Source organism: Streptomyces sp. NPDC007157 (assembly GCF_040634235.1).
In the GTDB taxonomy this organism is placed as follows: Bacteria; Actinomycetota; Actinomycetes; order Streptomycetales; family Streptomycetaceae; genus Streptomyces.
Genome location: NZ_JBEYFE010000002.1, coordinates 25083 through 50993, shown reverse-complemented (window position 1 = coordinate 50993; position 25911 = coordinate 25083). Strand labels below are relative to the sequence as shown.

General features: G+C 71.4%; 22 protein-coding genes and 1 pseudogene. 10 read left to right on the top strand and 13 right to left on the bottom strand.

Going from position 1 to position 25911, the window contains the following annotated elements; genetic code table 11:
• The first annotated feature begins 138 nt into the window (after positions 1 to 138).
• Positions 139 to 1071: a phosphotransferase gene (locus ABZ642_RS03140; protein ID WP_360476220.1), complete on the top strand. Its 933-nt coding sequence runs from the start codon at positions 139 to 141 to the stop codon at positions 1069 to 1071.
• A gap of 113 nt (positions 1072 to 1184) precedes the next feature.
• On the opposite strand, the gene msrA is transcribed toward ABZ642_RS03140, so the two are convergent.
• Positions 1185 to 1697, bottom strand: coding sequence for a peptide-methionine (S)-S-oxide reductase MsrA (gene msrA / locus ABZ642_RS03135; RefSeq protein WP_351692951.1), 513 nt, complete (start codon positions 1695 to 1697; stop codon positions 1185 to 1187).
• A gap of 194 nt (positions 1698 to 1891) precedes the next feature.
• Between msrA and ABZ642_RS03130 the strand changes: the two genes are divergently transcribed.
• The gene (locus tag ABZ642_RS03130) at positions 1892 to 2998 is read left to right on the top strand and encodes a serine hydrolase domain-containing protein (protein WP_360476217.1); all 1107 of its coding nucleotides are present in this window, start codon (positions 1892 to 1894) and stop codon (positions 2996 to 2998) included.
• Positions 2995 to 3765, top strand: coding sequence for a hypothetical protein (locus ABZ642_RS03125; protein ID WP_360476214.1), 771 nt, complete (start codon positions 2995 to 2997; stop codon positions 3763 to 3765). Before ABZ642_RS03130 ends, ABZ642_RS03125 begins: the two co-directional genes overlap by 4 nt.
• On the opposite strand, the pseudogene ABZ642_RS03120 reads toward ABZ642_RS03125, so the two are convergent.
• A pseudogene (locus ABZ642_RS03120) lies at positions 3747 to 4125 on the bottom strand (VOC family protein). The gene ABZ642_RS03125 and the pseudogene ABZ642_RS03120 sit on opposite strands and share 19 nt — an antisense overlap.
• An 82-nt stretch (positions 4126 to 4207) precedes the next feature.
• On the opposite strand from ABZ642_RS03120, the gene ABZ642_RS03115 reads away from it, so the two are divergent.
• The 3 genes from ABZ642_RS03115 to ABZ642_RS03105 all read left to right on the top strand — a co-directional run bounded on the left by ABZ642_RS03115 (position 4208) and on the right by ABZ642_RS03105 (position 7521).
• Positions 4208 to 5266, top strand: coding sequence for an iron-siderophore ABC transporter substrate-binding protein (locus ABZ642_RS03115; RefSeq protein WP_360476211.1), 1059 nt, complete (start codon positions 4208 to 4210; stop codon positions 5264 to 5266).
• Positions 5267 to 6259 (top strand): iron ABC transporter permease, encoded by a 993-nt coding sequence (locus ABZ642_RS03110; protein WP_360476208.1) that lies wholly within the window; start codon positions 5267 to 5269, stop codon positions 6257 to 6259.
• A gap of 296 nt (positions 6260 to 6555) precedes the next feature.
• Positions 6556 to 7521, top strand: coding sequence for an iron ABC transporter permease (locus ABZ642_RS03105; protein WP_360476206.1), 966 nt, complete (start codon positions 6556 to 6558; stop codon positions 7519 to 7521).
• A gap of 1 nt (position 7522) precedes the next feature.
• Here the strand turns inward: ABZ642_RS03105 and ABZ642_RS03100 are convergent, their stop codons facing one another.
• Complete coding sequence (locus ABZ642_RS03100) at positions 7523 to 8566, bottom strand: NAD(P)-dependent alcohol dehydrogenase (protein ID WP_360476203.1); 1044 nt, start codon at positions 8564 to 8566, stop codon at positions 7523 to 7525.
• Between the two features lie 170 nt (positions 8567 to 8736).
• Here ABZ642_RS03100 and ABZ642_RS03095 point away from each other — a divergent pair, with 170 nt between their 5' ends.
• Positions 8737 to 9633 (top strand): helix-turn-helix transcriptional regulator, encoded by an 897-nt coding sequence (locus ABZ642_RS03095; protein WP_360476200.1) that lies wholly within the window; start codon positions 8737 to 8739, stop codon positions 9631 to 9633.
• A 129-nt stretch (positions 9634 to 9762) separates the two neighbouring features.
• On the opposite strand, the gene ABZ642_RS03090 is transcribed toward ABZ642_RS03095, so the two are convergent.
• From ABZ642_RS03090 to ABZ642_RS03070, 5 genes are all read right to left on the bottom strand, one after another.
• A complete protein-coding gene (locus ABZ642_RS03090; protein ID WP_360476197.1) occupies positions 9763 to 13068 on the bottom strand; it encodes a S8 family serine peptidase in 3306 nt (1101 codons plus the stop codon).
• 257 nt (positions 13069 to 13325) lie between these two features.
• On the bottom strand, positions 13326 to 14009 hold the full coding sequence (locus ABZ642_RS03085) for an ABC transporter ATP-binding protein (RefSeq protein WP_360476194.1): 684 nt from the start codon (positions 14007 to 14009) through the stop codon (positions 13326 to 13328).
• Positions 14010 to 14274: 265 nt separating this feature from the next.
• Positions 14275 to 15765, bottom strand: a complete 1491-nt coding sequence (locus ABZ642_RS03080; RefSeq protein WP_360476191.1) for an ABC transporter permease — start codon at positions 15763 to 15765, stop codon at positions 14275 to 14277.
• A 135-nt stretch (positions 15766 to 15900) separates the two neighbouring features.
• Positions 15901 to 17145 carry an Ig-like domain-containing protein gene (locus ABZ642_RS03075; RefSeq protein ID WP_360476188.1) on the bottom strand — a complete coding sequence of 415 codons (1245 nt, stop codon included), beginning with the start codon at positions 17143 to 17145 and terminating at the stop codon, positions 15901 to 15903.
• A gap of 223 nt (positions 17146 to 17368) precedes the next feature.
• The gene (locus ABZ642_RS03070; protein WP_360476185.1) at positions 17369 to 17716 is read right to left on the bottom strand and encodes a hypothetical protein; all 348 of its coding nucleotides are present in this window, start codon (positions 17714 to 17716) and stop codon (positions 17369 to 17371) included.
• 109 nt (positions 17717 to 17825) lie between these two features.
• On the opposite strand from ABZ642_RS03070, the gene ABZ642_RS03065 reads away from it, so the two are divergent.
• Both ABZ642_RS03065 and ABZ642_RS03060 read left to right on the top strand, forming a co-directional pair.
• Entirely contained in the window at positions 17826 to 18143 is a 318-nt protein-coding gene (locus ABZ642_RS03065; protein ID WP_360476182.1) for a hypothetical protein, read from the top strand.
• Between the two features lie 41 nt (positions 18144 to 18184).
• Positions 18185 to 18967 carry a hypothetical protein gene (locus tag ABZ642_RS03060; RefSeq protein WP_360476179.1) on the top strand — a complete coding sequence of 261 codons (783 nt, stop codon included), beginning with the start codon at positions 18185 to 18187 and terminating at the stop codon, positions 18965 to 18967.
• Positions 18968 to 19070: 103 nt separating this feature from the next.
• On the opposite strand, the gene hutH is transcribed toward ABZ642_RS03060, so the two are convergent.
• The 3 genes from hutH to ABZ642_RS03045 form a co-directional block, all read right to left on the bottom strand.
• Positions 19071 to 20609 carry a histidine ammonia-lyase gene (gene hutH / locus ABZ642_RS03055; protein ID WP_360477563.1) on the bottom strand — a complete coding sequence of 513 codons (1539 nt, stop codon included), beginning with the start codon at positions 20607 to 20609 and terminating at the stop codon, positions 19071 to 19073.
• A gap of 102 nt (positions 20610 to 20711) precedes the next feature.
• Positions 20712 to 21854, bottom strand: a complete 1143-nt coding sequence (locus ABZ642_RS03050) for a sensor domain-containing diguanylate cyclase (RefSeq protein ID WP_360476176.1) — start codon at positions 21852 to 21854, stop codon at positions 20712 to 20714.
• Between the two features lie 172 nt (positions 21855 to 22026).
• A complete protein-coding gene (locus ABZ642_RS03045) occupies positions 22027 to 22821 on the bottom strand; it encodes an enoyl-CoA hydratase-related protein (protein ID WP_360476174.1) in 795 nt (264 codons plus the stop codon).
• 209 nt (positions 22822 to 23030) lie between these two features.
• On the opposite strand from ABZ642_RS03045, the gene ABZ642_RS03040 reads away from it, so the two are divergent.
• Positions 23031 to 23579: a hypothetical protein gene (locus tag ABZ642_RS03040; RefSeq protein WP_360476171.1), complete on the top strand. Its 549-nt coding sequence runs from the start codon at positions 23031 to 23033 to the stop codon at positions 23577 to 23579.
• Here ABZ642_RS03040 and ABZ642_RS03035 read toward each other — a convergent pair.
• Positions 23576 to 24685 (bottom strand): adenylate/guanylate cyclase domain-containing protein, encoded by a 1110-nt coding sequence (locus ABZ642_RS03035; protein ID WP_360476168.1) that lies wholly within the window; start codon positions 24683 to 24685, stop codon positions 23576 to 23578. The genes ABZ642_RS03040 and ABZ642_RS03035 overlap by 4 nt on opposite strands.
• 281 nt (positions 24686 to 24966) lie before the next feature.
• Positions 24967 to 25833: a biotin--[acetyl-CoA-carboxylase] ligase gene (locus ABZ642_RS03030; RefSeq protein ID WP_360476165.1), complete on the bottom strand. Its 867-nt coding sequence runs from the start codon at positions 25831 to 25833 to the stop codon at positions 24967 to 24969.
• Between the last annotated feature and the right edge of the window lie 78 nt (positions 25834 to 25911).

Sequence of the window (25911 nt, the reverse complement as noted above, 5' to 3'; positions counted from 1 at the left end):
GCGCCGTGCCTGAAAGTTCGTGCCTGAAAGTCCGTGCCCGAAGGGATGCCATCCGCGTCTTTGCGGGGCCGGTCGGCGACCGCGTGGCCACCCGATTACCGCCGCCGGCCTCACGCGATCGGTTGATATGGTCGGCCAATGACCAGTCGCGGCCGCGACCGCGTCGCAGACGTCCACAGCGTCGTGGTGACGCACATGCCCGGCTATCGGATCGAGTCCGTTGTGCCGCTCGGCGAGGGCCTGGACAACCTGGCGTACGAGGTCAACGGTGAGCTGGTCGTGCGCTTCAGCAAGGAGCCCGACCCGGTACGGCGGACCGCCCTGGTGGGCCACGAGGCCCGCGTACTTGCGGCCGTCGCCGAAATCTCGCCGCTGCCCGTCCCCGAACCGACGTTCACGGTCCCGGAGCAGGGATGTCTGGCCTACCGCAAGCTCGTCGGCGTACCGCTGTCGGATATGCCGCGGCACCAGCGATCGGCCCACGGCACGTCGATCGCCGCCACGCTCGGCGAGTTGCTCACCGCGCTGCATGCCGTTCCGGTCGAACGGCTGGCCGGTCTGGTGGACGTGGACCACCAGCCGCTGGCCGAGTGGCGACATGAGGCCACGGAGAAGTACGTGACGGTGGCCGGGCAGATACCGGCGGCGCACCGCCGACCCGTCGAGGCGTTCTTGGACGCCGCACCACCGGAGGAGGGATACACCCCGACGTTCTCCCACAACGATCTGGGGATCGAACACGTTCTCATCGACCCGGTCGCATGGACGGTGACCGGCGTCATCGACTGGAGCGATGCGGCCGTCGTCGATCCGGCCTACGACTTCGGGCTGCTCCACCGCGATCTCGGCCCTGCCGCCACCCGCGCCGCCATCAGCAGCTACCGGACCGACGCCAACGACCTCGCGGCTCTCGGCGAGCGCGCCGTCTTCTATGCCAGGTGCAGTGTCTTCGAGGACCTGGCACACGGCATCGAGACGGAACAGAGCGACTACGTCGAAAAGAGCCTTGCCGCGATGGAATGGCTGTTCCCGCCCGGTCCCTGGAACGGGGTCACTCCGGCGAGGCCGTGACACCGGACGGTAAGCGACGGCCGACGGGCCACACGGCGCCACAGCCCCCAGGACCCGGGGGCCCCTCCGATTGGGCCGGCCCCCGGTCAGCCCTCCGTACGGGCCGGCCCCCGTCAGCCCTCCGCGCGGGCCGGCAGTCGCCAGCCCGGGCGCGGGAAGTGGCAGGTGTAGCCGTCCGGGTAACGCTCCAGGTAGTCCTGGTGCTCGGGCTCGGCCTCCCAGAACGGACCGACCGGCTCCACCTCGGTGACGACCTTGCCCGGCCAGAGTCCGGAGGCGTCCACGTCCGCGATCGTGTCCTCGGCGATCCGCTTCTGCTCGTCGTCCACGTAGTAGATCGCCGAGCGGTAGCTGAGGCCGATGTCGTTGCCCTGGCGGTTCTTGGTGCTCGGGTCGTGGATCTGGAAGAAGAACTCCAGGATCGCGCGGTAGTCGGTCTTCTCGGGGTCGAAGAGGATCTCTATGGCCTCCGCGTGCGTGCCGTGGTTACGGTACGTCGCGTTGGGCACGTCACCCCCGGTGTATCCGACCCGGGTCCCGGTCACGCCCGGGAGCCGGCGGATCAGGTCCTGCATCCCCCAGAAGCATCCGCCCGCCAGCACGGCCCTCTGCGTCTGCGCAGCCATTACGGACCCTCCAATTCCTGTCAGCTCGTTCACTCGGGCTGTTCGGCTCGCACATCACCGGCGTCCCGCGCCCACTCCCCACAACGCGCGAGGAGCCCGCGCGATTCCGCACCCGCCCGACCGGCCGCAGCCGCCCGGGATCGGTGCCGGGAATTGGGTTGCGTCGTCGTGCGGCGGCGGGCTGAATGGCCCGTATGGCCGACATTCATGGCTCCTACGACGAGCTGTTCGCCGCTGTGCCCACCATGCTCTCCGGACTGCTGGACGAGGGGGATGTGGGAGGTGCCGTCGCCGTCTTCGTGGACGGGGAGCCGGTGGTCGACGTGTGGGGCGGGTTCGCCGACGCGGAGCGGAAGGCTCCGTGGGAGCGGGACACGATCGTGAACGTGTTCTCCGTGACCAAGACGATGACCGCCCTGTGCGCGCTCGTTCTGATCGACCGGGGTGAGCTGGATCCGGACGCGCCGGTGACCCGGTACTGGCCCGAGTTCGGCGCGGCGGGCAAGGAGGGCGTGCTGGTACGGCACCTGCTCTCGCACACCGCCGGGCTGCCCGACTGGGAAGGGCCGACGGAGGAGCTGTACGACTGGACGACGGCCACGGCCCGGCTCGCCGGGCAGGCTCCGCAGTGGGAGCCGGGGACGGCGGCCGGGTACCACTCGCTCACCCAGGGGTTCCTCGTCGGTGAGGTGGTGCGCCGGATCACCGGGCGGAGCCTGGGCGAGTTCTTCGCCGCCGAGGTGGCAGGCCCGCTGGGCGCGGACTTCCATATCGGGCTGGGCGCCGAGCACGACCGGCGGGTGGCGCTCACCGTGCCGCCGCCGGGCAGGGACGAGGAGTACGCGGCCGGCGCGCGGGACAGCGACGCGAAGCGGCCCGGCGTCGCCACCCTGCGCGTCCGGGACGGCAACAGCGTCGCCTGGCGGCGCGCCCAGATCCCCGCGGCCAGCGGCTTCGGCAACGCCCGCGCCATCGCCCTCGTGCAGTCCCTGCTCGCCTGCGGCGGAACCGTCGGCGGGGTGCGAGTGCTGTCGCCGGCGGGGTGCGAACGGGCCCGGGAGGTGCAGTTCGACGGTGACGACCGGGTCCTGGGCATGCCCTCCCGTTACGGCCTGGGCTACGGCCTCTTCGGCAGCGCCCTCGGCTGGGGCGGCTGGGGCGGCGCGCTGGTCTGGGTCGACCCGGACGAGCGGATGGCGATCGCCTACGTGACGAACCAGATGCGTGAACCGGCGACCGACAACCGGGCCATCGAGCTGGTCATGGCGGCGCAGGACGGGATCAAGGGCCTGCGGGGGTGAGCGCCCGACACCGTGGCGGCGAGCTCGGGGCACCGGGCAGCGGGATCTTTCTCGTCGGTGGGGGCTGGGACGCTCCCGAGGTGTACGGGCCGCTGCTGCGGGCCGCGGGTGCGGGCAGCCGTCGTATCGGGTGTGTGATCGTCGACGAGGGGGACGGGGCGGAGCAGTTCGGGCGGTACGCGGGGGCGTTGCGGGCCGCCGGGGAGTGCGTTCCGGTGCCGGTCGGCGGGCGGTTCGAACCCGGGTCGTTGCAGGACGGGCTGGACGGGGTGCTGGTGTGCGGTGGGCTCACGCCCGCCTACCAGGACGCGTTCTCGGGCTGTCTGGAACTGCTGCCCGAGGCGCTCGCCGAGCAGGGCATCCCGTACGCCGGGTTCTCCGCGGGCGCCGTTCTCGCCGCCCGGCGGGCCGTGGTCGGCGGCTGGCTGGTGGACGGTGTGCCGGTCTGTCCGCCGGACACCGCGGAGGACCTGGACGAGGTCGAGGTCCGGCCGGGCCTCGGCCTGGTGCCCTTCGCGGTGGAGGTGCACGCGGCGCAGTGGGGCACGCTGGGCCGGCTGGTCGCGGCCGTGGCGCAGGGCTGGGTGCCGTACGGCGTCGCGGTCGACGAGAACACCGTGCTGACGGTGGCGGACGAGCGGGGGCTGGTCGGCGGGCGTGGGCGCGTGCATGTCGTACGGCCGTCCGCTGGTGACGGGGCGGGTGCGGTCCTGCGGTCGTACGCGCCCGGGGAGTCCGTGCCGCTGGGTCAGCCGCCGCTGCCGTAGGGCCGGGTGAGGATTTCCAGGCGGTGGCCGTTGGGGTCGTCGAAGTAGGTGCCGCGGCCGCCGTCGTTGGTGTTGATCTCGCCGGGGCGGCTGTGGTGCGGGTCGGCAGGTGAGGCCGGTGTCCCGGACGCGGGTGAAGATCTCGTCGAAGTCGTCCTCGGAGACCAGGAAGGCGTAGTGCTGCGGCGGGATGTCCCCGGGGCTCTCCAGGTAGTCGAGGGTGACGCCGTTCGGCAGGGCGACCGGGACGAACGGGCCGTATTCCGGGCTGACTTCAAGACCGAGGATGTCGGCCAGGAACCGCGCCGACGCGTGCTTGTCGTGTGCGGCGACGATGGTGTGGTTCAGGTTCACGGTCATCGTGGGACCTCCTCCTGTCCAACGTACCCCCGGCACCGGTTAAGGTAAGGCTTGCCTTAGCCATTGATCGGGAGACCTGGTTGTGCGTGCGTCGAGAATGAAGGCCGTCCTGGCCGTGTCCGCCGTGTCCGTGGTGGGCGGCCTGCTGGCCGGCTGCGGCTCCTCCGCCTCCGACGACGATGCCGGGGCGTCGCACGCCGACGGAACCGTCAACAAGGTCGCCGGTGCCTCCGAGGGCCCCGCCGCCGCGCCGAGCGCACTCGCCGACGGCATGGGCTCGGACAACGAGACCGACGGCCTCTTCCCGCGCACGGTCACCCACTTCGAGGGCCGGACCACCATCAAGTCCCAGCCGAAGCGGATCGCGGTGCTCTCCACCGGGCAGCTCGACGACCTGCTCACCCTCGGCATCGTCCCGACCGCCGGCACCCGCGCCGAGAACGCCGGGCTCGTCCCCGACTACCTGGCCGACGCCTTCCCGCAGGACAAGAAGAAGCTCGCCGCGATGACCGACGCGGGCACCCGCAACGCGCCCAACCTGGAGTCGCTGGCGGCCGCCAAGCCCGACCTGATCCTGGTCAACGACTCGCTCGGCGACTTCTACCCGCAGCTGTCGAAGATCGCGCCCACCGTGGTCACCGCCGGCCAGGGCATCAACTGGAAGCGCGACCTGCTGCTGGTCGGGGACGCCGTCGGCAAGGGGCAGGAGGCGCGGGAACTCCTCGACGACATCGTCGACAACGCGAAGAAGAGCGGCACCGCTCTCGACCCGTCCACCACCGTGTCCATGGTCCGCTTCACGCCCGACCGCACCCGGATGTTCGGCGTCTCCTCCTTCACCGGCTCGATAGCCGTCGACATGGGCCTCTCCCGCCCCAAGTCCCAGCGGTTCAACGCCATTTCGCAGGACATCAGCGCCGAGAAGGTCGATGTCGCCGACGGCGACTGGATCTTCTACTCCGTGCAGGGCGACGCCGCCGAGACCGACGCGGCGAGCACCCTGGCCGGGCCGCTGTGGAAGTCCATGAAGGCGGTCAGGGCCGGACACACCGTGCAGGTCGACGACGACCCCTGGTACCTCAACGCCGGTCCCACCGCCGCGCGTCTGGTCGTACGACAGCTCGCCGAGCGCCTCCGGTAAGTGCGCCGCGCCCTCGTCTGGCCGACGGCCGCGCTCGTGGTGGCCGTCGTCGCCGTACTCAGCCTCGCCGTCGGCACCCGTGCCGTACCGCCGGCGACGGTGTTCGACGCCCTGCTGCACGGCGGGAACTCGCCCGACGCGCTCGTGGTGCGCTCCCTGCGGCTGCCCCGCACCGAGATCGGCCTCACCGCGGGCGCCGCGCTCGGCCTCGCCGGCGCCGCGCTCCAGGCGGTCACCCGCAACCCGCTCGCCGACCCCGGGATCCTCGGGCTGAGCCAGGGCGCGGCGGCCGGGGTCGTGCTCGCCATCGTCCTCGGCGGCTCCGCGTACGGCTTCGGGGCGTACGTCTGGTACGCCTTCACCGGCGCCGTTCTCGCCGCCTGCCTGGTGTACGGGATCGCCTCGCGCGGGCGGGGCGGGGCGTCCCCGGTGAAACTGGCGCTGGCCGGTACGGCCCTGTCCGCGATGACCGCGGGGGCCACGACGGTCGTCCTCACCTCCAGCTCCGCCACGCTGGACGAGTTCCGGTTCTGGCAGGTGGGGGCGCTCAGCGGGCGTGACGCCGGGACGGTCGCACGGATGCTGCCGTTTCTGGCAGTGGGGGCGGGGCTGGTGCTGGCCTGCGCCAGGGGGCTCGACGCGCTGGCGCTGGGCGACGAGGCGGCTCGGGCGCTGGGGCATCGGGTGCATGTCGTACGGGGGTGCGCGGCGCTGGGAGCCACGCTGCTGACCGCTTCCGCGGTGGCGGCGGCCGGGCCGATCGCGTTCGTGGGGCTGGTGGTGCCGCATCTGGCTCGGCGGGTGGTGCGGGGCGGCGGGTACGCGCGCGTGCTGCCGCTGTCGGCGCTGCTGGGGGCGGGGCTGTTGCTCGCCGCGGATGTACTGGGCCGGGTGGTACGGGCTCCTGCGGAGGTCCCGGCCGGGGTGATGACGGCGCTGGTGGGGGTGCCGGTACTGGTGGGTCTGGTACGGAGGAAAGGGGCCGTGGCATGAAGTGGGCCCGGGGTCGGAGGCGGGAGGTTTCACTTACCGGCGCCGGCAGGGTGCCGCCGCGCCCACCCTCCCCCACTCTCGGCTTCGCTCGAGCGGGGGGCCCCCCATCGCCCCAGCGGCACGACTGCCCGCAGCCGGGTGAGCTGACAAGACGCCCGCAGCTACAGCGGCCCGTAAGGGGCGCGGGGCTGTACCGATCTGCGGCTCCGCCGCGGGGCGCGACCAGCCCCCACCGGCCCGCGGTCATAGTGCTACGGCCGAACCCCCGTTTCTCCCTCCTCCTCCACCGGCGGTCGATGATCGTCGCCCTCGCCCTGCTCCTCGGCCTCCTCCTCGCGATGGCCGCCTCCGCCTGCCTCGGCCAGACCTTCATCTCCCCCACCGACGTCTGGCGCACCCTGCGCGGTGACCACACCCCCTACGACCTGGTCGTCAACGAGCTGCGTGTCCCCCGGATCGTGCTCGGCGCCCTCGTCGGCGCCTGCCTGGGGCTCGCCGGTGCGCTCGTGCAGACCGTCACCCGGAACCCGCTCGCCAGCCCGGACGTCATCGGTGTCGGGCACGGCGCCGCCGCCGCGACCGTGCTCGCGCTGGCCACCGGAACCGTCGCCTCGCCCGGCGCGATGCCGCTCGTCGCCGTCGGCGGCGGACTGGCCGCCGCCGCTCTCGTGTACGCCCTCGCCTGGCGGCACGGCATGCAGCCCAGCCGCTTCGTGCTCACCGGCGTGGGCATCGGCGTGGCGCTGTCCGCCGTCGTCCAGCTGTATCTCACCGACAGCGAGCTGAACGCGGCCGAGCAGGTCAAGCTCTGGCTGACCGGCAGTCTGAACGGCCGGGGGTGGGAGCAGGCCGGGCCGCTCGGCGTCGTCCTGCTGGTCGCCCTGCCGGGGCTGGTGTGGGCGAGCAGGGCCGCGCGGCCCCTCGGGCTCGACCCCGACACCGCCGCCGCCCTCGGCCTCCCCGTCGACCGGGCCCGCCTCGGCCTCACGCTCCTCGGCGTGGTGCTGGCCGCCACCGCCACCGGGGCCGCCGGGCCGATCGGGTTCGTCGCGCTGACCGCGCCGCAACTGGCCCGGCGGCTCACCCGCACGCCTCAGCTGCCGCTGGTCTGCTCGGCGTTGACGGGCGGCCTGGTGCTGGTGACCGCCGACCTGGTGGCGCGCACCCTGGTACCTCCGCTGGAGATCCCGGTGGGTGCGCTCACCTCCCTGGTCGGCGGTCCCTATCTGCTCTGGCTCCTCGGCCGGAAGCAGAAGCGGTGACTCAGATCGTCGCCGTGTCGATCACGAAGCGGTAGCGGACGTCGCTGTTGACGACCCGCTCGTACGCCTCGTTGACCTGGTCCGCGTTGATCAGTTCGATCTCCGCGCCCAGGTTGTGCTCGGCGCAGAAGTCCAGCATCTCCTGGGTCTCCTGGATGCCGCCGATGCCGGAGCTGCTCAGGACGCGACGGTTGCCGAAGACGGAGGAGAGCAGGATGTGCACCGGCTCCTCCGGGATGCCGACGTTCACCATCGCGCCGTCGGTGCGCAGCAGCGACAGGTACGCGTCGAAGTCGAGCGGCGCCGACACCGTGTTGAGGATGATGTCGAACGTGCCCTTGAGGTCCTCGAAGGTCTCCGGGTCACTGGTCGCCCGGTAGTCCGTGGCGCCCAGCTTCAGGCCGTCGTCCTTCTTGCGGAGCGACTGGGACAGGACGGTGACCTCCGCGCCGAGGGCGGCGGCGATCTTGACGCCCATGTGGCCCAGGCCGCCGAGGCCGACGACCGCGACCTTCTTGCCGGGACCCGCGTTCCAGTGCTTCAGCGGGGAGTACGTGGTGATGCCGGCGCACAGCAGCGGGGCGGCGACGTCGAGGGAGAGGCCGTCGGGGATGCGGACGACGTAGTTCTCGTCGACGACGATCTTCTGCGAGTAGCCGCCGTAGGTCGGCTGCCCGTCCTTGCCGACGGAGTTGTACGTCCAGGTCGGACCGCCGCCGGTGCAGTACTGCTGGAGACCGGCCTTGCAGTTGTCGCACTCACGGCAGGAGTCGACCATGCAGCCGACGCCCACCCGGTCCCCCACCGCGTACCGGGTGACACCCGGACCGACCTCGGAGACGACGCCCGCGATCTCATGACCGGGCACCATCGGGAAGATCGCCGTACCCCAGCCCTCGCGGGCCTGGTGGATGTCGGAGTGACAGATACCGGCGAACTCGATGTCGATGAGGACGTCGAATTCACCGACCGCGCGCCGCTCGATCGTGGTCCGCTCCAGCGGGGCCTTCGCGGCGGGCGCGGCGTAAGCAGCAACAGTGGTCATGAGGGGGGTTCTCCTAGGGGTGTGTTCGTACCCGGTCGCCTTCTTCCCGGGCACACATCCAGGTTCCTCCACGCTACGTCCGCCACCCAGCCCCCGCCTCTGCGTACGTCTGGCGTGCCTACCACCGGCGGGGTCAGGTTCCCGTGCGTACGACCGTGAATACTGGACGTATGGAAGAGCAGCCCCCGACCTCCCCCTCCCCGCCCCTGGACCGGCGTGCCGAGCTCAGCGAGTTCCTGCGCACCCGGCGGGCCCGGCTGCTCCCCGGCGACGTGGGGCTACCGGACTTCGGGCGGCACCGCAGGGTGCCGGGGCTGCGGCGCGAGGAGCTGGCCCAGCTGGCCGGGGTCTCGGTGGCGTACTACACGCGTCTCGAACAGGGCAACGGGCGGAACGTATCGGCGGAGGTGCTGGACGCGATCGCCCGCGCGCTGCGGCTCTCCGACGCCGAGCACGCGCATCTGATGCACCTGGCCAAGGGCAAGCAGCACAAGAAGAAGGCGTCGGCGCGGCCGCAGCAGGTGCGTCCGGCGCTGGGTCAGCTGCTGGAGGCGATGGACGGCGTGCCCGCGTACGTCGGGGGGCGCCGTTCGGACATCCTGGCGTGGAACGGGATGGCGGCCGCGGTCTTCGGTGACTGGTCGGAGCTGCCGGTCACGGAGCGCAACTGGGCGCGGCTGGTGTTCCTGCGGCCGGAGTACCGCGATCTCTTCGTCGAGTGGGAGCAGAAGGCGATCGACATCGTCTGCTTGCTGCGCATGGACGCGGGCTGCTTTCCCGACGACACCCGGCTGTCCGCGCTGGTCGGCGAGCTCTCGGTGAAGAGCGAGGAGTTCCGCCGGCTGTGGGCGACGCACGACGTCAAGGAGAAGAGCCACGGGGTGAAGCGGCTGCACCACCCCCTGGTGGGCGAGCTGTCCCTCAGCTACGAGTCGTTCCGGATGCCGGACGACCCGGACCAGTCCCTGGTCACGTACCACGCGGAGCCGGGCTCGGCGTCGGCGGAGGCGCTGCGGCTGCTGGCCAGCTGGGGCACGGACGCGACCCGGGTCGCCCCCGCCCCCTGACCCGGTCCCGGGCATGGGGAACGGCCCGCCGGAAGCCGCGCTTCCGACGGGCCGCTCGCTGTGGATCCACTCAGCGGCCGGCCGCTCGGCAGCAGTCCGCTCGGGGACCGGCCGCCGAGCGGCTACGGCTCACTTGGCGTAGTACGCGTTGTAGATCGAGATCGTCGACTTGTTGCCCTTCTTGTCGGCGATCTTGGCGTGGAACGAGATGGCCTTGCCCTTGGCCGGGTTCTTGACGGTGATCTTGCCGTGGCTGACCGTCAGCTTCTTCCAGGTCTTGCCGTAGTCGTACGACACGTAGACCGAGAGCGACTTCAGGTTGCGGCCGGCGGCCGAGCCCTCGACGGTGACCGGGAAGGTGACCTTCTTGCCCGCCTCGACGCGGCTGTCCGACCCGGTGTTGGCGCCGAAGTGGACGGTGGAGGCAGGGAGCTTGGCCGGCGGCCCGGCGGCCGACTTCTTCGAGTGGAAGGTCCAGCTCGCGTCGATCCGGGTGGAGGCGGCGGCGACCTTGACCGAGCGGATGACCGAGGTGGTCAGCTTGTACTCGGCGTCGGCGGACGGCACGGTGAAGGCGCCTTCGCCGAACAGCGGGTCCTTGTTGGAGCCCACCTTGGTGCCGTTGCGGTACAGGGTGGTGTTCACCGACAGGAAGTCGGAGGACCCGGCGTGCTTGGCGCTGTCCGAGAACAGCGGGACGATGCCGTAGATCTGGTTCCCGTCGCGGTACAGACCGAAATCGCTGGTCAGATGCGGACCGAAGATCGCCCTGTTGAAGGTGTTCTGGTAGCTCTTGCCTGCCTTGTACTGCTGCGGGTCGCTCGTGTAGAAGGCGTCGGCGACCGGCAGGCCCTGGGCGTCATGGCCGCTGACCTGGGTGAAGTCGAAGCCCCACAGGGCGCCGTCGACGGTGGAGACATGGACGGTCCGGGTGCCGGGCAGCTTCTGCTCCGTGACAGCGCCCATCACCGCGTCCTCGCCGACGATGCCCCACGCGCCGACCGAGCCGGTCTTGCCGGAAGCGGCGGCGCCGAGGCTGTTGTTGACCGTGGCGAACTCGCCGGCCTTGAAGTGCCGGACCTTGTCACCCTGGATCTTCTTGACCTGGGCGCTGGTGGCGACGTCGTACTCCTCGTGGTCGCCCTTGAAGAACTGGCCGCTCCAGGTCTGGGTCAGGCCGCTCGCGACCTCGCCGCCCAGCGGGGCCATCCGGATCTTGTCGAAGGTGTCGAAGCCGACCCCGAACCCGACGCCGCCCGGGTCGTACATGTAGTCGATCGTCGCGAAGCCCGGCTTCGCCTGGGCGTCCGGCACGGTGATGTCGGCCGCCTTGGTGGTGCGGGCGTCGATGGTGAGCGTGAGGTCCTTGGTGACACTGAGCTTCGGCTGGACCAGCCAGTCGACACCGCCGTCGAAGTTGGTGAAGTCCTTCGCGATCAGGGCGTCGAGCAGATACGTGCCCTTCGGCACCCGGATCGTGGCGGTGCCGGAGTTGTCTGCCGGCACGACGAAGTCACGGTCCTGGCCGAGGCCCGAGTAGCCCACCAGGTCGGTGCTGTAGACACCGCTCGGGCTACCGTCCCGCCCGATGTGCTTGACGGTGACGCTGTACGACTGCACCTCACGCTGCACCGCGGCCGCCGTGCGGACACTCTGGCCGTCGCCGGTCGCCGTGACGTACGCCGAGTAGGCGCCGTCGAGGGTGCCGCCCAGCTTGGTGTCGACGGTGACGTCGACGGCGGCCGTGCCGCCCGCCGGGACGGTCACCTTGGTCGCGCCCAGCTTGAAGAAGCCGGCCGGGGCCGCCGCGCCCTTGGGGTCGGTACCGCTCGCCGAGAGGCTGAGGGTGACGTCCTTGGTGCCGAGGTTGCGGTAGGTGAGCTGCTTGGTGACCGGGGTGTCGTCGGTGTGCGGCCACTGCTGCACACCGAAGTTCACCGACACCGGGTCGGCGACCACGGTCTGCTTGATGGCCTTGTCGACGGCGATCCGGCCCGAACCCTGCTCGAACGGCGTGTACTTGCCGCCCTTGGCGGAACCGGTCAGCGCGGCCTTCAGCTGCTGGTACCCCCAGTCGGGGTGCTCCTGCTTCAGGATCGCGGCGGCGCCGGCGACATGCGGGGTCGCCATCGACGTACCGGAGATGGTCAGGTAGCCGGGCGGGTTCTCGCCGACCTCCTGGTCGATGACACTGCCCTTGGCCGCGGCCGCGGTGATGTCGACGCCGGGGGCGGTGACGTCCGGCTTGATGGTGCCCTCGGCGCTGGGGCCGGTGGAGGAGAAGTCGGCGAGCTTGTCGTTGCCGTCGACGGCGCCGACGGTGAGCGCGGCGTCCGCGCTGCCCGGCGAACCGATCGACTCGGGGCCCTCGTTGCCCGCGGCGATCGCGAACAGGATGCCCTTCTCGTTGGAGAGCTTGTTGACCTCGGCTTCGAGCGGGTCGATCTCCGGGGTGTCGTAGCCGCCCAGGCTGAGGTTGACGACATCGGCGCCCTCCGCCGCCGCCCACTCCATGCCGGCCAGGATGCCGGAGTCGTCACCGGAGCCGGTGTCGTCCAGGACCTTGCCGTTGAGGATCTTCGCACCGGGTGCGACACCGGTGTACTTGCCGTGCGACTTGGCACCGGTGCCCGCCGCGATGGACGCGACGTGCGTGCCGTGGCCGAAGTGGTCCGAGGCGTCGGCGGCCGTGGTGAAGTTCTTGGACTCGATCACCTGGTCCTTGAGGTCCGGGTGGGTCGTGTCGACACCGGTGTCCAGGACGGCGATCTTGACGCCCTTGCCGTTGTAGCCGGCCGCCCACGCCTTGGGCGCGCCGATCTGCGGCACGGACTTGTCGAGGCTGGCCTTGCGGACGCCGTCGAGCCAGACGTGCGCGATGCCGGAGGCGGCCTTGTCCCCGTTGGTGACCGCGTCCCACAGCTCCGGCGTGTCCTTGACCGGGGTCTGCACGGCGTCGGCGTTGAGCGTCTTGAGGCTGTGTCGCAGGGTGCCGGCGTCACGGACGTCGGCCTTGGCGGCACCGGCCGCGCCCTGGTAGCCGACGATGACCTTCAGGCCGTTCTTCTGCGCCTTGCGGGTCGCGGCCTTGTCCAACTCGGTGACGTCGAAGAGCCGCTGGTCCAGCTTGCCGGAGGCGACCAGCCGGACGGCGTCACCGGGGACGACGAGGGTGTGCCCGTCGGCCTTGCGGATCTGGAAGGGTATGTGCTCGCGTCCCTCGGCCCGCTCCAGGCCGACGACCCGGCCCTTGGCGTCGAGGGCGACCCGGTCGCCGGTGATCAGGGTGACGTGGTGCCTGCCGGCGACCGATGAAGCGGCCGCGGCGGCCGCGGCGGCGCGCTGCTCCGGCTTCGCCGACGCCGGGCTGGTCATGCCTGCGGCGAGAGCGACGGCTGCCGCCGTGGCCACGGTGGCCGCGGCAGCTCTTTTCACTTGTCTGCGCAAGACTCCCCCTGGGAGACGGTGTCCCGGGCGAATCCCCGTTCACCCGGCCGAGGGCAGTCCCGTACGTGTATACGTCAACCCCCCGGAATACGGAGTATGCCGGGGGGTGATCAGCGGCCTCAAGAGATGAGAGACCGGTAAGAGAGGTACGGAGGAACTGTTACGCGCCGGGGCGGACACTGTTACCCAACTGCGCGGTTGTGCGCGGGAGTTCGGTGTTAGATGCCGCAACCCCGTGACGCATTTCACGCGCCCGCGTTCTCCTTGACGGTGATCTTGCCCTTGCGGATGGTGGCCAGCCGGGGGGCCTTCTTCGCGATCGCGGAGTCGTGGGTGACCATGATGAAGGTCAGCCCGTGCTCCTTCCACATGCGCTCCAGTACGTCCATGATCTCGTCGCGCATGCCCTCGTCGAGGTTGCCGGTGGGCTCGTCGGCGAGCAGCACCTTGGGCTGCTTGACGAGGGCCCTGGCGATGGCCACACGCTGTTGCTGGCCGCCGGACATCTCGCCGGGGAGGTGGCCGAGGCGCTCGCCGAGACCGACCGACGTCAGCGCCTCGGCGGCGCGTTCCCGCCGTTCCCTGGCCTTGACGCCGAGCGGGACGAGGGCGGTCTCGACGTTCTCCTGGGCGGTGAGCGTCGGGATCAGGTTGAAGGACTGGAACACGAAACCGATGTTCTCGCTGCGGACCCGGGTCAGCTTGGTCTCGGAGAGCTTGGCCAGGTCGGTGCCGTCCAGGACGATTTCGCCGGAGGTCGGCCGGTCCAGGCCGCCGAGCATCTGCAGGAGGGTGGACTTGCCGCCGCCGGTGGGGCCCTGGATGACCAGACGGTCGCCGTCGGAGATGGTGAGGTCGATGCCGTCGAGGGCGCGGACGGTGTCCTTGCCGCGGGCGTAGAGCTTGGTGACGCTTCTGAGTTCGTACATGGTGGCTCCTGAAAGGGTTTTGGGGTGGGCGGGTGCGTTGTCGGCCGCGGGTGGGTGGGGGCTGGTCGCGCCCGCGCGGCGGAGCCGCGTATCGGCTGGGGCCCCGCGCCCCCCACGGGGCTACCCAGCCGCGAGCAGTCGTGCCGCTGGGGCGATGGGGGTCCCCCCGCTCGAGCGAAGCCGAGAGTGGGGGAGGGCGGGCGCGGCGGCACCCTGCGAGCGCCGGTAAGCGTCCCCACCCCCGCCCAGCCCCAGCGAACGGTGCCTACTCCACGCGCCGCAGCGCGTCCGCGGGCCGCAGCCTCGACGCCCGCCAGCCGCCGAACGCACCCGCGATCAGGCCGCCGGCCACCGCCAGCCCCACCGCGACCGCGATCGTCGTCACGCTGACCGGTGCCGTCAGGGCGACCTCCAGCGTCTTCGCGGTCTGCCGCCCACCGCCGAAGCCACCGCCACCACCGCCGAAGCCACCCCCGCCGCCGGCGTTGCCGCCACCGCCACCGCCACCGCCGCCGAGGGATGCGTCCAGGGTCGGGCTGATCTCGGTGACGACGTACGCGCCCGCCAGACCGAGCGCGATACCGAGCGCGCCGCCGACCAGGCCGTTGACCATGGCCTCACCGATGACCTGCCCGGTGACCCGGCGGGACTTCCAGCCCAGCGCCTTGAGCGTGCCGAACTCGCGGACCCGGCGGGAGACCGCCGAGGAGGTCAGCAGTCCGGCGACCAGGAACGCGGCCACGAGCACCGCGATGGACAGCCACTTGCCGACGTTGGTGGCGAGCGAGGACGCCGTGGAGAGGGAGCCGGAGACGGTGTCCGCGAGGTCGGCGGAGGTGGTGACCGTCGTACCCGAGACGTTCTTCTGGATGGTCGACTTGACGGCCGAGATCTGCTTGGAGTCGGTCGCCTTGACGTAGATCGTGGTGACCTTGTTCTTCTCGTCGGCCAGCGTCTGCGCCTGCTTCAGCGGCATGTACAGGTTGGCCGCCGCGTCACCGCTGTCGGCCGTCGCGATGCCGATGATCGTGTACTTGACCTTGTTGATGGTGACGGTCGAACCGACCTTGTACTTCTTCTCCTTGGCGAACGCCGAGTCGGCGACCAGGACCTTGGCATCGGTCTCGGTCGTCTTGAAGGTACGACCGCTGGTGATCTTCGACGAGGTCAGCGGGCCGACCTCGGTCTGGGTGACGTCGGTGCCGTAGACCGTGTACGAGTTGACGTCGAAGTTGGCGCCGCCGCCCCGGACCTCACCCTGCGGGGCGCCGCTGCCGCCGCCGCTGCCCTGGCCCCGGCCGCCCTGCTGGTCGCCGCCGGAGCCCTGGTTCTGCTGGAACTGACCCCGGGTGAACTGGCCGCTGATCTTGACCACGTTGAGGTTCAGCCCGCCGACCGCGGTCGCGACGCCCTTCTGGCCGCCGACCTTGGTGACGGTGGTGGAGGCGAGGGTGGTGAAACCCTGCACCATGACGCGGTCACTGCTCTGCGTGCTCGACGAGCCGTTGTTCTGCGCGTCGAAGTTGAAGCGGGGCCGCTGGGAGGCGCCCGTGGACGCCGACGCGGCCTTGGTGACGGTCATGTCCGTACCCAGGCCGTACAGCGACTGGAGGACCTTGTCCTGCGCCTTCCCCATGCCGTTGGACACGGAGTTGACCACGATGACCAGTGCGATGCCCAGCGCGAGGCCGGAGGCGACGACGAGAGCCGCCTTTCTGCGGCGGCGCAGTTCGCGCCTCAGGTAGGTGAAGAACATGACCGCAAGGTAGGGACGCACCGTGATGGCTCGATAAGGCCGAAATAAGAGAAGCATGAGAAGGCTGTGGCGAGCCCCAGAAATGTCGATGCCGCCCCTGAGGGCGGCATCGTCGAGCTGTGTGGCGGCTGTGCGTCAGACGGCCGAACCGGCCTTCCAGGCGGTCCAGTTCAGGTTCCAGCCGTTGAGGCCGTTGTCGGGGGCCACGGTCTTGTCGCCGGTGTTGGAGATGACCACCACGTCACCGACGATCGAGTGGCTGTACACCCAGTAGGCGGGCGTGCTGGTGTCGTTGGCGCCCTTGGTGTCGGACAGGCCGACGCAGCCGTGGCTGGTGTTCACGGCGCCGAAGATGGACTTGGCGCCCCAGTAGTTGCCGTGCAGGAAGGTGCCGGAGCTGGTGAGGCGGATGGCGTGCGGCACGTCCTTGATGTCGTACTCGCCCTTGCCGTCGCTGTCGGTGAAGCCCACGGTCGCGCCGTTCATGCGCGTCTCCTTGAACTTCTCGGACATCACCATGACGCCGTTGTACGTCTTGTTCTCCGGCGAACCCGCCGAGATCGGGATGGTCTTGACGGTCTTGCCGTCCTGGGTGATCTTCATCTCCTTCGTCTTGGCGTCGACGTAGGAGACCTGGTTGCGGCCTATGTGGAAGGTGACCGTCTTCTGCTGGACGCCGTAGACACCGGAGGCGCCCTGCACACCGTCGAGCGCCAGCTTCAGCGTGACGGTGGAGTTCTCCTTCCAGTAGTCCTCGGGACGGCAGTCCATGCGCTGGGTGGAGAACCAGTGGCAGGCGACTTCCTGGCCGCTGCTGGAGGTGACCGTGATGCCCTTCTGGACGGCGGCCTTGTCGGTGATCTGCTTGTCGAAGTTGATCGACACGGGCATGCCGACGCCGACGGTCGAGCCGTCCTCCGGCGTGAAGGTGCCTATGAAGCTGTTGGCCGGGGAGACCGTGGTGAAGGAGGCGTTCTCGTGGGCGACCAGGCCGGCGGAGTCCTTGGCCTCGGCGGCGACCTTGTAGGTGGTGGACCGCTCCAGCTGGGCGGAGGGCTTCCAGGTCGTCTTGTCGGCGGACAGGGCGCCGGCGACCGCGGTGCCGTCGGCCGTCGTCATGGTCACGTTGGTGAGCGTGCCCTTGCTGACGGTGACGGCCGCGGAGTTGTTGATGGACGCGTTGTCGGAGCCGTCCTTGGGCGTGATCGTGATGTCGGCCCGGGACGACTTCTTCGCCGCCGCCTGGTCCGACTGGGCCTGCGAGCTCTCACCGCTGCCGGACGCCTTGTCGTCGCTTCCGGAACACGCCGTGAGCACCAGCACACCGCCGAGCAGTGCGGACGCGGCCATCAGGCCCTTGCGCCGCTTACTGTCCGTCATCACACGCTTCTCCATCGTTGCCGAGTCCGCGAACACACCGAGAGTCCCCGTCAAGAACCTTCAACGCTACGGCCGCTTCGTCCCGTTCCACATTCCTGTGAGGTGTGGGGCACACCACGTCCGCCGGGGCGGGCGGGGCGGCAGGGGTCGGTCCGTGCGCTGTCTCAGACGACGAAACCCCGGACGGCGGTTGCCGTCCGGGGTCACTGGTGCCCCGGAACGCTCAGCCGATGCCGTCATCTTCTTCGTCGTCGCCCTCGACATCATCCTCGTCGAGGTCCCAGTCCGGCGAATCGGGATCGTAGGAGACCTGCTCGCTGGACCAGGAGGCCTGCTGGAGCTCGACTCCGGGCACTTCGCTGACCAGGTCGAAGGGGTCGACGAGATAGGCGAGGGCCTCGGCGGTGTCCTCCGTCACAGCGGTCTCGGCGTGGGCACGCTCCTCGCCGGGCAGCTCGGGGTCCTCGGCGATCCGCTGCAGCGCGGCCTTGGTGACCTCGCCGGCGTCCTCGACTTCGAGGACCAGCTCCACTCGAAGTCGTACAAAACGTGATGTCTCTGGAGTGCTCATGCCGGGAGCGTACGACCGAAACCTCCTGTGACTTTCCCGTGACCCGCGATTTTCACTAACATCGCCCCACACGGCCAATTCGCCAGCGTCACAAGGGGATCGATATTCCGTGTCATCCGTTCGCCGCCCGTTGCTGACCGCCACCGCCGCAGGCACGCTCCTGTGCGCGCTGTGGTTCGTTCCGTCCGCCAACGCGTCCCAGGACACGCCGGCGAGAACCGGTACGTCGGAGAGTGCGGCGACACAGGTCACCCAGCAGGCCAAGGCGCTGTCCGAGGCGACCTCCGAGGCGACCGGGGACGCCGGTCAACTCGCCGACACCGGAAGCCCGGACACCACGCCGTACGTCATCGGCGGCACCCTTTTCCTCGCCGTCGGCGCCGGGTTCGTGGTGTATTCGGTCCGCCGGGAACGGCTGGAATTTTAAACAACTTGACCGATCCTTGACCGAGGACTCACAGTCCTCTCATGAAGAGATCATCGGGCGTGCGGATGTGCACCCTCGCCGCCGGCGGGGCGCTGTCCCTCGCCCTCATCACGGGCTGCTCCGACGGGAGTTCGAAGGACCCGTCCGCCACCACGGACTCCGCCTCCACCGTCAAGGCGTCGAGCACCGCGGAGTTGAAGCAGCGGATCCTCGCGCAGGGCGAGGTGGACGGCTACAAGGTCAACGCGGTCGGCGCGGCCGCGCCGACCCGGAGCAAGATCAAGGCGAGCGACGAGAAGTGCCGCCCGCTGGCCTTCGTCCTCACCGGCCTCGCACCGGCCGACGCGCCCGCGGAGATCGGCCGCACGGTCCGCGAGGACAAGAAGGACCCGACCGACGACGCGACCTCCCTCGACGACATGGCCGACGGAAAGTTCGAGGACGCGCTCAAGGACTCGCTGAACCTGGACGTCACGTCCCTCGACCTGTCGTCGTACGACGGGAACGGCGCGCAGCAGGCCCTGAAGGCCCTCTCGACGGCGGTCAAGGACTGCGCGAGCGGCTTCACGGGCGGCGCGGCCGGCGACGAGCAGAAGGTCACGAAGGTCACGGCGACCAAGCCCTCGGGCACCGGCGACGAGTCGGTGGCGTTCACGGCGGTCACCGACATGGACGGCGACAAGGGCCCCCTGCACGCGGAGGTGGTACGCCACGGCAACACGCTCGCGACGTACTTCACGATGAACATCGGGGCGATGATGACCGGAAAGACCTACACGGTACCGACCCCGGTGATCAAGGCCCAGTCGGCGAAGCTGAAGTAACACGCAGTTCCCCGCGGCCTCTTGACAGGGCCCGCGGGGAACTGCGCGTCCTGGGGGCGCGGGGAACTGCGCGATCAGCCCCCACGCACCCGCGGCGGACGACCTACCGCAGCGCCCCGGTCACCTTCTCGGCGGCCTCCACAAGCGCTCCGCCCCGCACGAACTCCTCCGCCGCGGCGAGGTCGGGCGCCAGGTACCGGTCCGGCCCGACCCCCTGCACACCCGCGGAGCGCGCCGCCTCGATCACGGCCAGCGAAGCCGGCGCCGCCGTCAGCCCTTCCCGCAGCTCGATCGCCCGGGTCGCCGCGTACAGCTCGACGGCGATGACCCGCGCCAGGTTGCCCACGGCCGTCCGCAGCTTGCGCGCCGCCGACCACCCCATGGAGACATGGTCCTCCTGCATCGCGGAGGAGGGGATCGAGTCGGCCGACGCCGGCACGGCGAGCCGCTTCAGCTCGCTGACCAGCGCCGCCTGCGTGTACTGGGCGATCATCAGGCCCGAGTCGACGCCCGCGTCGTCCGCCAGGAACGGCGGCAGCCCGTGGCTGCGGTTCTTGTCCAGCAGCCGGTCGGTCCGCCGCTCGGCGATGGACCCGAGGTCGGCGACCGCGATGGCGAGGAAGTCGAGGACGTAGGCGACCGGCGCGCCATGGAAGTTGCCGTTGGACTCGACCCGGCCGTCGGGCAGCACGACCGGGTTGTCGACGGCCGACGCCAGCTCCCGCTCGGCGACGAGGCGCGCGTGCGCGAGCGTGTCCCGCCCGGCCCCGGCGACCTGCGGAGCGCACCGCACCGAGTACGCGTCCTGGACGCGCGGCGCGTCGTCCTGGTGGTGCCCGGTGAGCTGGGAGCCCTTGAGCACGGCGAGCATGTTGGCAGCGCTGTCGCCCTGCCCGGGGTGCGGGCGGATCGCGTGCAGCTCGGGCGCGAGCACCCTGTCCGTGCCGAGCAGCGCCTCCAGGCTCAACGCGGCCGTGACATCGGCGGACTTGTAGAGCATGTCCAGGTCGGCGAGGGCCATGACCAGCATGCCGAGCATGCCGTCGGTGCCGTTGAGGAGCGCGAGCCCCTCCTTCTCGCGCAGTTCGACGGGCGCGATCCCGTGCTCGGCGAGCAGCTCACCGGCGGGGCGGAGGACGCCGTCCGGGCCCTCCGCGTCCCCCTCGCCCATCAGTGTGAGCGCGCAGTGGGACAGCGGGGCCAGGTCGCCGGAGCAGCCGAGCGAGCCGTACTCGTGCACGACCGGGGTGATACCGGCGTTCAGCACGTCGGCCATGGTCTGGGCGACCTCGGGACGCACACCGGTGTGTCCGGAGCAGACGGTCTTCAGCCGCAGGAACATCAGGGCCCGTACGACCTCGCGCTCCACCCTCGGCCCCATGCCGGCCGCGTGCGAGCGCACGATGTTGCGCTGCAACTGGGCCCGCAGCTCCGGGCTGATGTGCCGGGTCGCGAGGGCGCCGAAGCCGGTGCTGACGCCGTAGACCGGCTCCGGCTTGGCCGCCAGCGCGTCCACGATCTCCCGGGCCGCCGCCAGCGCCGCGACCGCCTCCGCCGACAGTTCGACGCGGGCGCCGCCGCGCGCCACGGCGAGGACGTCGGACGCGGTGACACCGGACGTCCCCACCACCACAGTGTGCATATCCATATTCAGGAGCGTACGCAGTGAATGCGGCTGCTGTCACTAGTGGGGTACCTGGTTGCCCCTTACTTCTATGTCACTTCCGCGTGGACAGCCCTGCGGTCAGGACCGCCGGCCCCGGAAGCTGCGCCGCTCGGCCCGTTCCGGCGGGGGCGCGTCGGCCAGTCGTACGACGGGATCGTCCGGTCCCTCCCGCCCGGCCACCACCGGCCGCTCCGCGCGCAGCGCCTTGGCGCGGTACTGCGCCGCGTCGGCGAGCCGGAACAGGCGGCGGGCCGAGCGCACCGGCCCGATCGGGTCGGCGGTCGAGGCGACCCCGCACGCGACCCCCTCCCCCAGCTCCAGCTCCCCGGCCCGGCGGCAGAGTTCGTCGGCCGCCTTGACCACCTCGTCGGCCGGCGGGCCGACCGCCAGCAGACAGAACTCGTCCCCGCCGAGCCGCGCGGCCAGGGCCCCCGGGAGCATCGCCCCGCACAAGGACAGGACCGAGCCGAAACGTTCGAGGAGACGGTCGCCGACGGCGTGCCCCTGGGTGTCGTTGACCCGCTTGAGCCCGTTGAGGTCGCAGACGACCAGACTGACCACGGCGTCGTCCGTGCGGTGCCGGTCGATCGCCTCGTCGAGGCGTACGTCGACGGCGCGGCGGTTGGCGAGCCCGGTGAGCGCGTCGGTGTACGCCAGCCGGCGGGCCTCCTCGAGACGCTCGGTCTGGGCCATCCCGGCGGCGACGACGGAGGCCAGGACGGTGGCGAAGTCGGCGTCGCCACGGCCGAAGACGGCGGCCTGGACGGCGCGGGCGACGTACAGCTCGCCCCACGCCCTGCCGTGCAGCAGGATCGGCGCGACCAGGCAGCAGCCGCGGCCCCTGCGGCGCAGGGCGTCGACCCGCCGGTGCGAGTAGCCGGGGCGGCCGGCGGCGGGACCCTCGGCCGTCTCCACCCAGGCGTTGGGGCCGCCGCCGCCCGCCCAGCGCTCGTGGAGGAACTCGGTGATCTCGGGGAACTGGTGCACCGGGTAGGCCTCGGCCTCCGGGAACTCCTCCTCGTCCGGGGCGCGCTCCCCGACGTTCACGAGGACCCGCAGCCGGCCGAGGTCGCGCTCCCAGACGGAGAGCGCGGCGAAGCTGCCGTCCAGAGCACGGCAGGCGCCGGCCGCGGCGGCGCGCCAGCACTCGTGTGGGGTGTGAGCCGCAGCCATGCCCTGAGCCAGCGCCACGACGGCGGCGAGCCGGATGTCCTCACCCATTACTCCAGGCTAGGGAGGATTTGATGCATTTGGGACGTTGGTGCGGCGAACAGGTGTTGCGACGGCCCGCTTCGTCGCGGACCACGGCCCGGTGCGGGCTGGTCGCGCCCCGCGGCGGAGCCGCAGGTCGGTACGGCCCCGCGCCCCTGACGGGGCGCCGCCCACCCGCTTCTCACTCCCCCGGCCACTGCGGCTTCCGCTTCTCGTTGAACGCCGCGACACCCTCCGCGCGGTCCCCCGAGAACGCCACCGACCGCCATGCCGCGTCCTCGACCTCCAGCCCGGACCGCAGGTCCAGCCCGTGCCCGAGCCGCAGCGCCCGCTTCGCCGCCCGCAGCCCCACCGGCGAGTTCGCCGCCATCCGCGCCGCCAGCGCCAGCGCCGCGTCCCGGTCCTGGCCGGTCTCCACGAGCTGGTCGACCAGGCCCAGCTCATGCGCCTCCGGCGCCTCCACCCGGCGCGCCGAGAAGATCAGCTCGGCCGCGCGGGCCGCGCCCACCCGGCGGGGCAGCAGCTGCGTACCGCCGCCGCCCGGAATCACGCCCACCGACACCTCGGGCAGGCCCACCACGGCCGTGCCGTCGGCCACGATCACGTCGCAGGACAGCGCCAGCTCGAAGCCCCCGCCGAGCGCGTAGCCGTGCACGGCGGCGATCGTCGGCATCGGCAGCTCCAGTACGCCGGTGTACGCCCCGCGCGACAGCGGCCGCGCCCGGACCAGCTCCGCGTCGGTCATGGAGTTGCGCTCCTTGAGGTCGGCGCCGACGCAGAACGCCCGCTCGTGCGAGGAGGTCAGCACGACCACCCGGGCGTCCCGGTCGGCGCCCAGCGCGGCGCACGCGGCCACGATGGAGCGGGCCATGTCCGCCGACACCGCGTTCATGGCCTTGGGCCGGTCCAGTACGAGTTCCACCACGTGACCGTGCCGTCGTACCAGCACGAACTCCCCGTACCGCTCCTCGCTCATGGCACCCTCCGCTCGACTCGCGCTCGCGTTAACGCTTGTTAACCGCACGATCATCGCAGCCGGGCCCGCCTCGGGGAAAGGGGCATCGACCGGCTCCGGGCACCCTCGTTCGAGTGACATCACGGGATACTCCCGGCGCACACCCCATGGGAGCGCATAACGTGCGCTCGCCACGGCGCATCGGGGGCGCGCAGCGGGGAGGGAGCGTCATGACAGGAACGCCGTCAGTCGGCCGCCGGGGGCGGCATCGCAAGCCCCGGCCTCGCAAGGTGCTGTTCGCCACCGGCGGGCTCGTACTGGCCGCCGGGGTGCTGAGCCTCGTACGGATCGTCCCGGAGGGCGGTGCCGGCACGCCCGGCACCGCGGAGGCGGAGCCCCGGCTGGACCCGACCGCCGACGCCACGGACCGGTCGGCGAACGCGGCCGCCACCCTCCGTACGGTCCCCACGGCCACCGCCTCGGCGGCCACCGTCACGGGCGGCGCGAGCCGGACCCCTGCGGCCACGCCGGCCGCCACGCCGTCCGTATCGGAGTCGGTCTCACCCAGCGCGCTGCCCGGCAGGGGCGCCACGGTCCCGACCACCATCCCGACGAGTCCGGCACGACCGGCCGGCACTCCGCCGGCTCCGGCGACCGGCACTCCGGCCGCGACCCCCACCCCGACCGCCACGCCCGGTACCCGTCCGCCGGGCGGCGGTGTCTGCCTGCCCGTCGTCGGACTGTGCGTGGACCCACTGATACAGGCCGGTCGCCGCTAGGACGGCTCCCCGTCGCGGCGGGTGAGCAGCCAGGGCTCCACCACGCCCAGGCCACGCACCGGGCGCTGCCACATCGGCTGGAGCGCGAAGCGGTACGTCGGGGGTTCCTCGCCCTCCTTCTCGGCGGTGGCCGCGGCCTCGGCGGCCTCCGCCTCCGAGGCGGGCGCCTCGCCGGAACGGATCAGTTCCTCCGCGAAGGCCGAGTCGACGAGCACGGCGTCCCGGGGGGCTATGGAGGTCAGCCGGGAGGCCAGGTTCACGGTCGTGCCGAAGACATCGCCCATTCGGGTGGTCACGGTGCCGAAGGCCATGCCGACACGCAGCTCCGGCATCGTCTCGTCGTGACCCATGGTCTCCACCAGGCGCAGCGCGATGTCGGCGGCCGTGCCGGCGTCGTCGGCGGCGTACAGGACCTCGTCGCCGAGGGTCTTGATGAGCCGGCCACCGCGGGCCGCCACCAGGTCGGCGGCGGTGGTCTCGAAGGCCTCGACCAGCTCGCCGAGTTCCTCCTCCTCCATCCGGCGGGTCAGCCGGGTGAACCCGACCAGGTCGGCGAAGCCGACGGCCAGCCGCCGGTCGACCATCTCCTCGTCGTCGGCCGACTGCACGACCCGGCCGGCCGAGGCGGCGAGCTGACGGCGCCAGACGTAGACCAGGAACTCCTCCAGCTCGGGCAGGAGCAGTTCGACGATCGGGTACGTGACCTCGGTGCGGGTCATGCCCGGCTCGGGCGGCTCGGTCAGGCCCTCCAGGAAGGAATCCATCTGCCACTCCGCCAGACGGGCGGTGGTCTGCCCGGTCGACCGGGCCACCTGCACGGCCATGGCCTCGCTGAGCAGGCCCGCCTCGACGAGACCGGCGAGCCGGCGCAGTGCCAGCACGTCGGCCTCGGTCAGCGCCCTGGCCTGCCCGATGTCCGCGAAGCCCATGGCCCGCCAGAACCTCGACGCCAGTTCCATGGAGACGCCGGCGCTACGGGCCGCCTGGAACGGGGTGTAGCGGCGCTCGGCACCGAGGATCAGGCCTTCGAGGCGCAGCGCGAGCGGGTCCTCGCCGGAGTCGGCGGCGTCCGCGCCCTCGCCGGAGCCCGTGTCGTCGACGGTCACGCCTGCTGCCCTTCCGATCTGCCGCGGTCACGTATCGACCGGCCTCAACTCTACGGCAGCTGTGCGGTAGCTCACTTCGTGAGGTGGGCCGATGTCAGGTCTCCCCGGCCGGCGTTCCCCGGGGGCGGCGCCCCCAGACCCCCGCGCCAGGGACGGACGGCCCGCATCGGCCCCCACCGGCCGGTGGGGGCCGATCGCGCGGTTCCCCGCGCCCCTGAAAGGGTGCTACACCGCCCAGCCCCGACCCGCCCGCACCGGCTCAGCCGCCCCCGGAGCCGCCCTCACGCCGGTCGCAGGTGCACGATGTCGCCCGCCCCCACCGGTTCCTGCACGCCCTCCTCCGTGGCGATCACCAGTCGCCCGTCTCCGTCCACGGCCACCGCCTCCCCGACCAGCGACCGGTCCCCCGGCAGCTCGGCCCGGACCGTCCGCCCCAACGTCGCGCAGCCCGCCGCATACGTCTCCTGGAGCCCGCTGCGCGCCGGATCGCCGCCCGCCGCGCGCCAGCGCCCGTACCAGTCCTCCAGCGACCGCAGCACCGCCCGCAGCAGCGGATCCCGGTCCGTGGTCACCGCACCGGCCAGCGCCAGCGACCCCGCCTGCGGCACCGGCAGCTCCTCCGCGCGCAGCGTGACGTTGATACCGACGCCGACCACGACGGCGTCCTCACCGGCCCGCTCCGCCAGAATGCCCCCGGCCTTGCGCTCCTCGTCACCGACGGTCACCAGCAGGTCGTTCGGCCACTTGAGTGCCGTATCGACACCGGCCACCCGGGCCAGGCCCGTCGCCACCGCCACGCCCGTCAGCAGCGGCAGCCAGCCCCAGCGGGCCACCGGCACCTCGGCCGGCTTCAGCAGCACCGAGAAGAACAGGCCGGAGCGGGCCGGCGCCGTCCACCGGCGGTCCAGACGGCCCCGCCCGGACGTCTGTTCCTCGGCCACGAGCACGGCGCCCTCGTCCGCGTCCCCCGCGAGGGCCCGCGCCACCAGGTCGGAATTGGTGGAGCCGGTGCGCTGCACGACCTCGATGCCGCAGTAGAGGCCGCCGTCCCGCACCAGAGCCCTGCGCAGCCCCGCCGCCCCGAGCGGTGGACGGTCCAGGTCGGACCAGCGATTGTTGTTCTCGTCTGCTGCATCTCGCGGCGTCATGCAAGCCACCCTAGGTGTGTTGTACGCCGCACTGCCGTTTGGTAGGCGCCCCACTACGCTACGGATGAGTAACCGTCC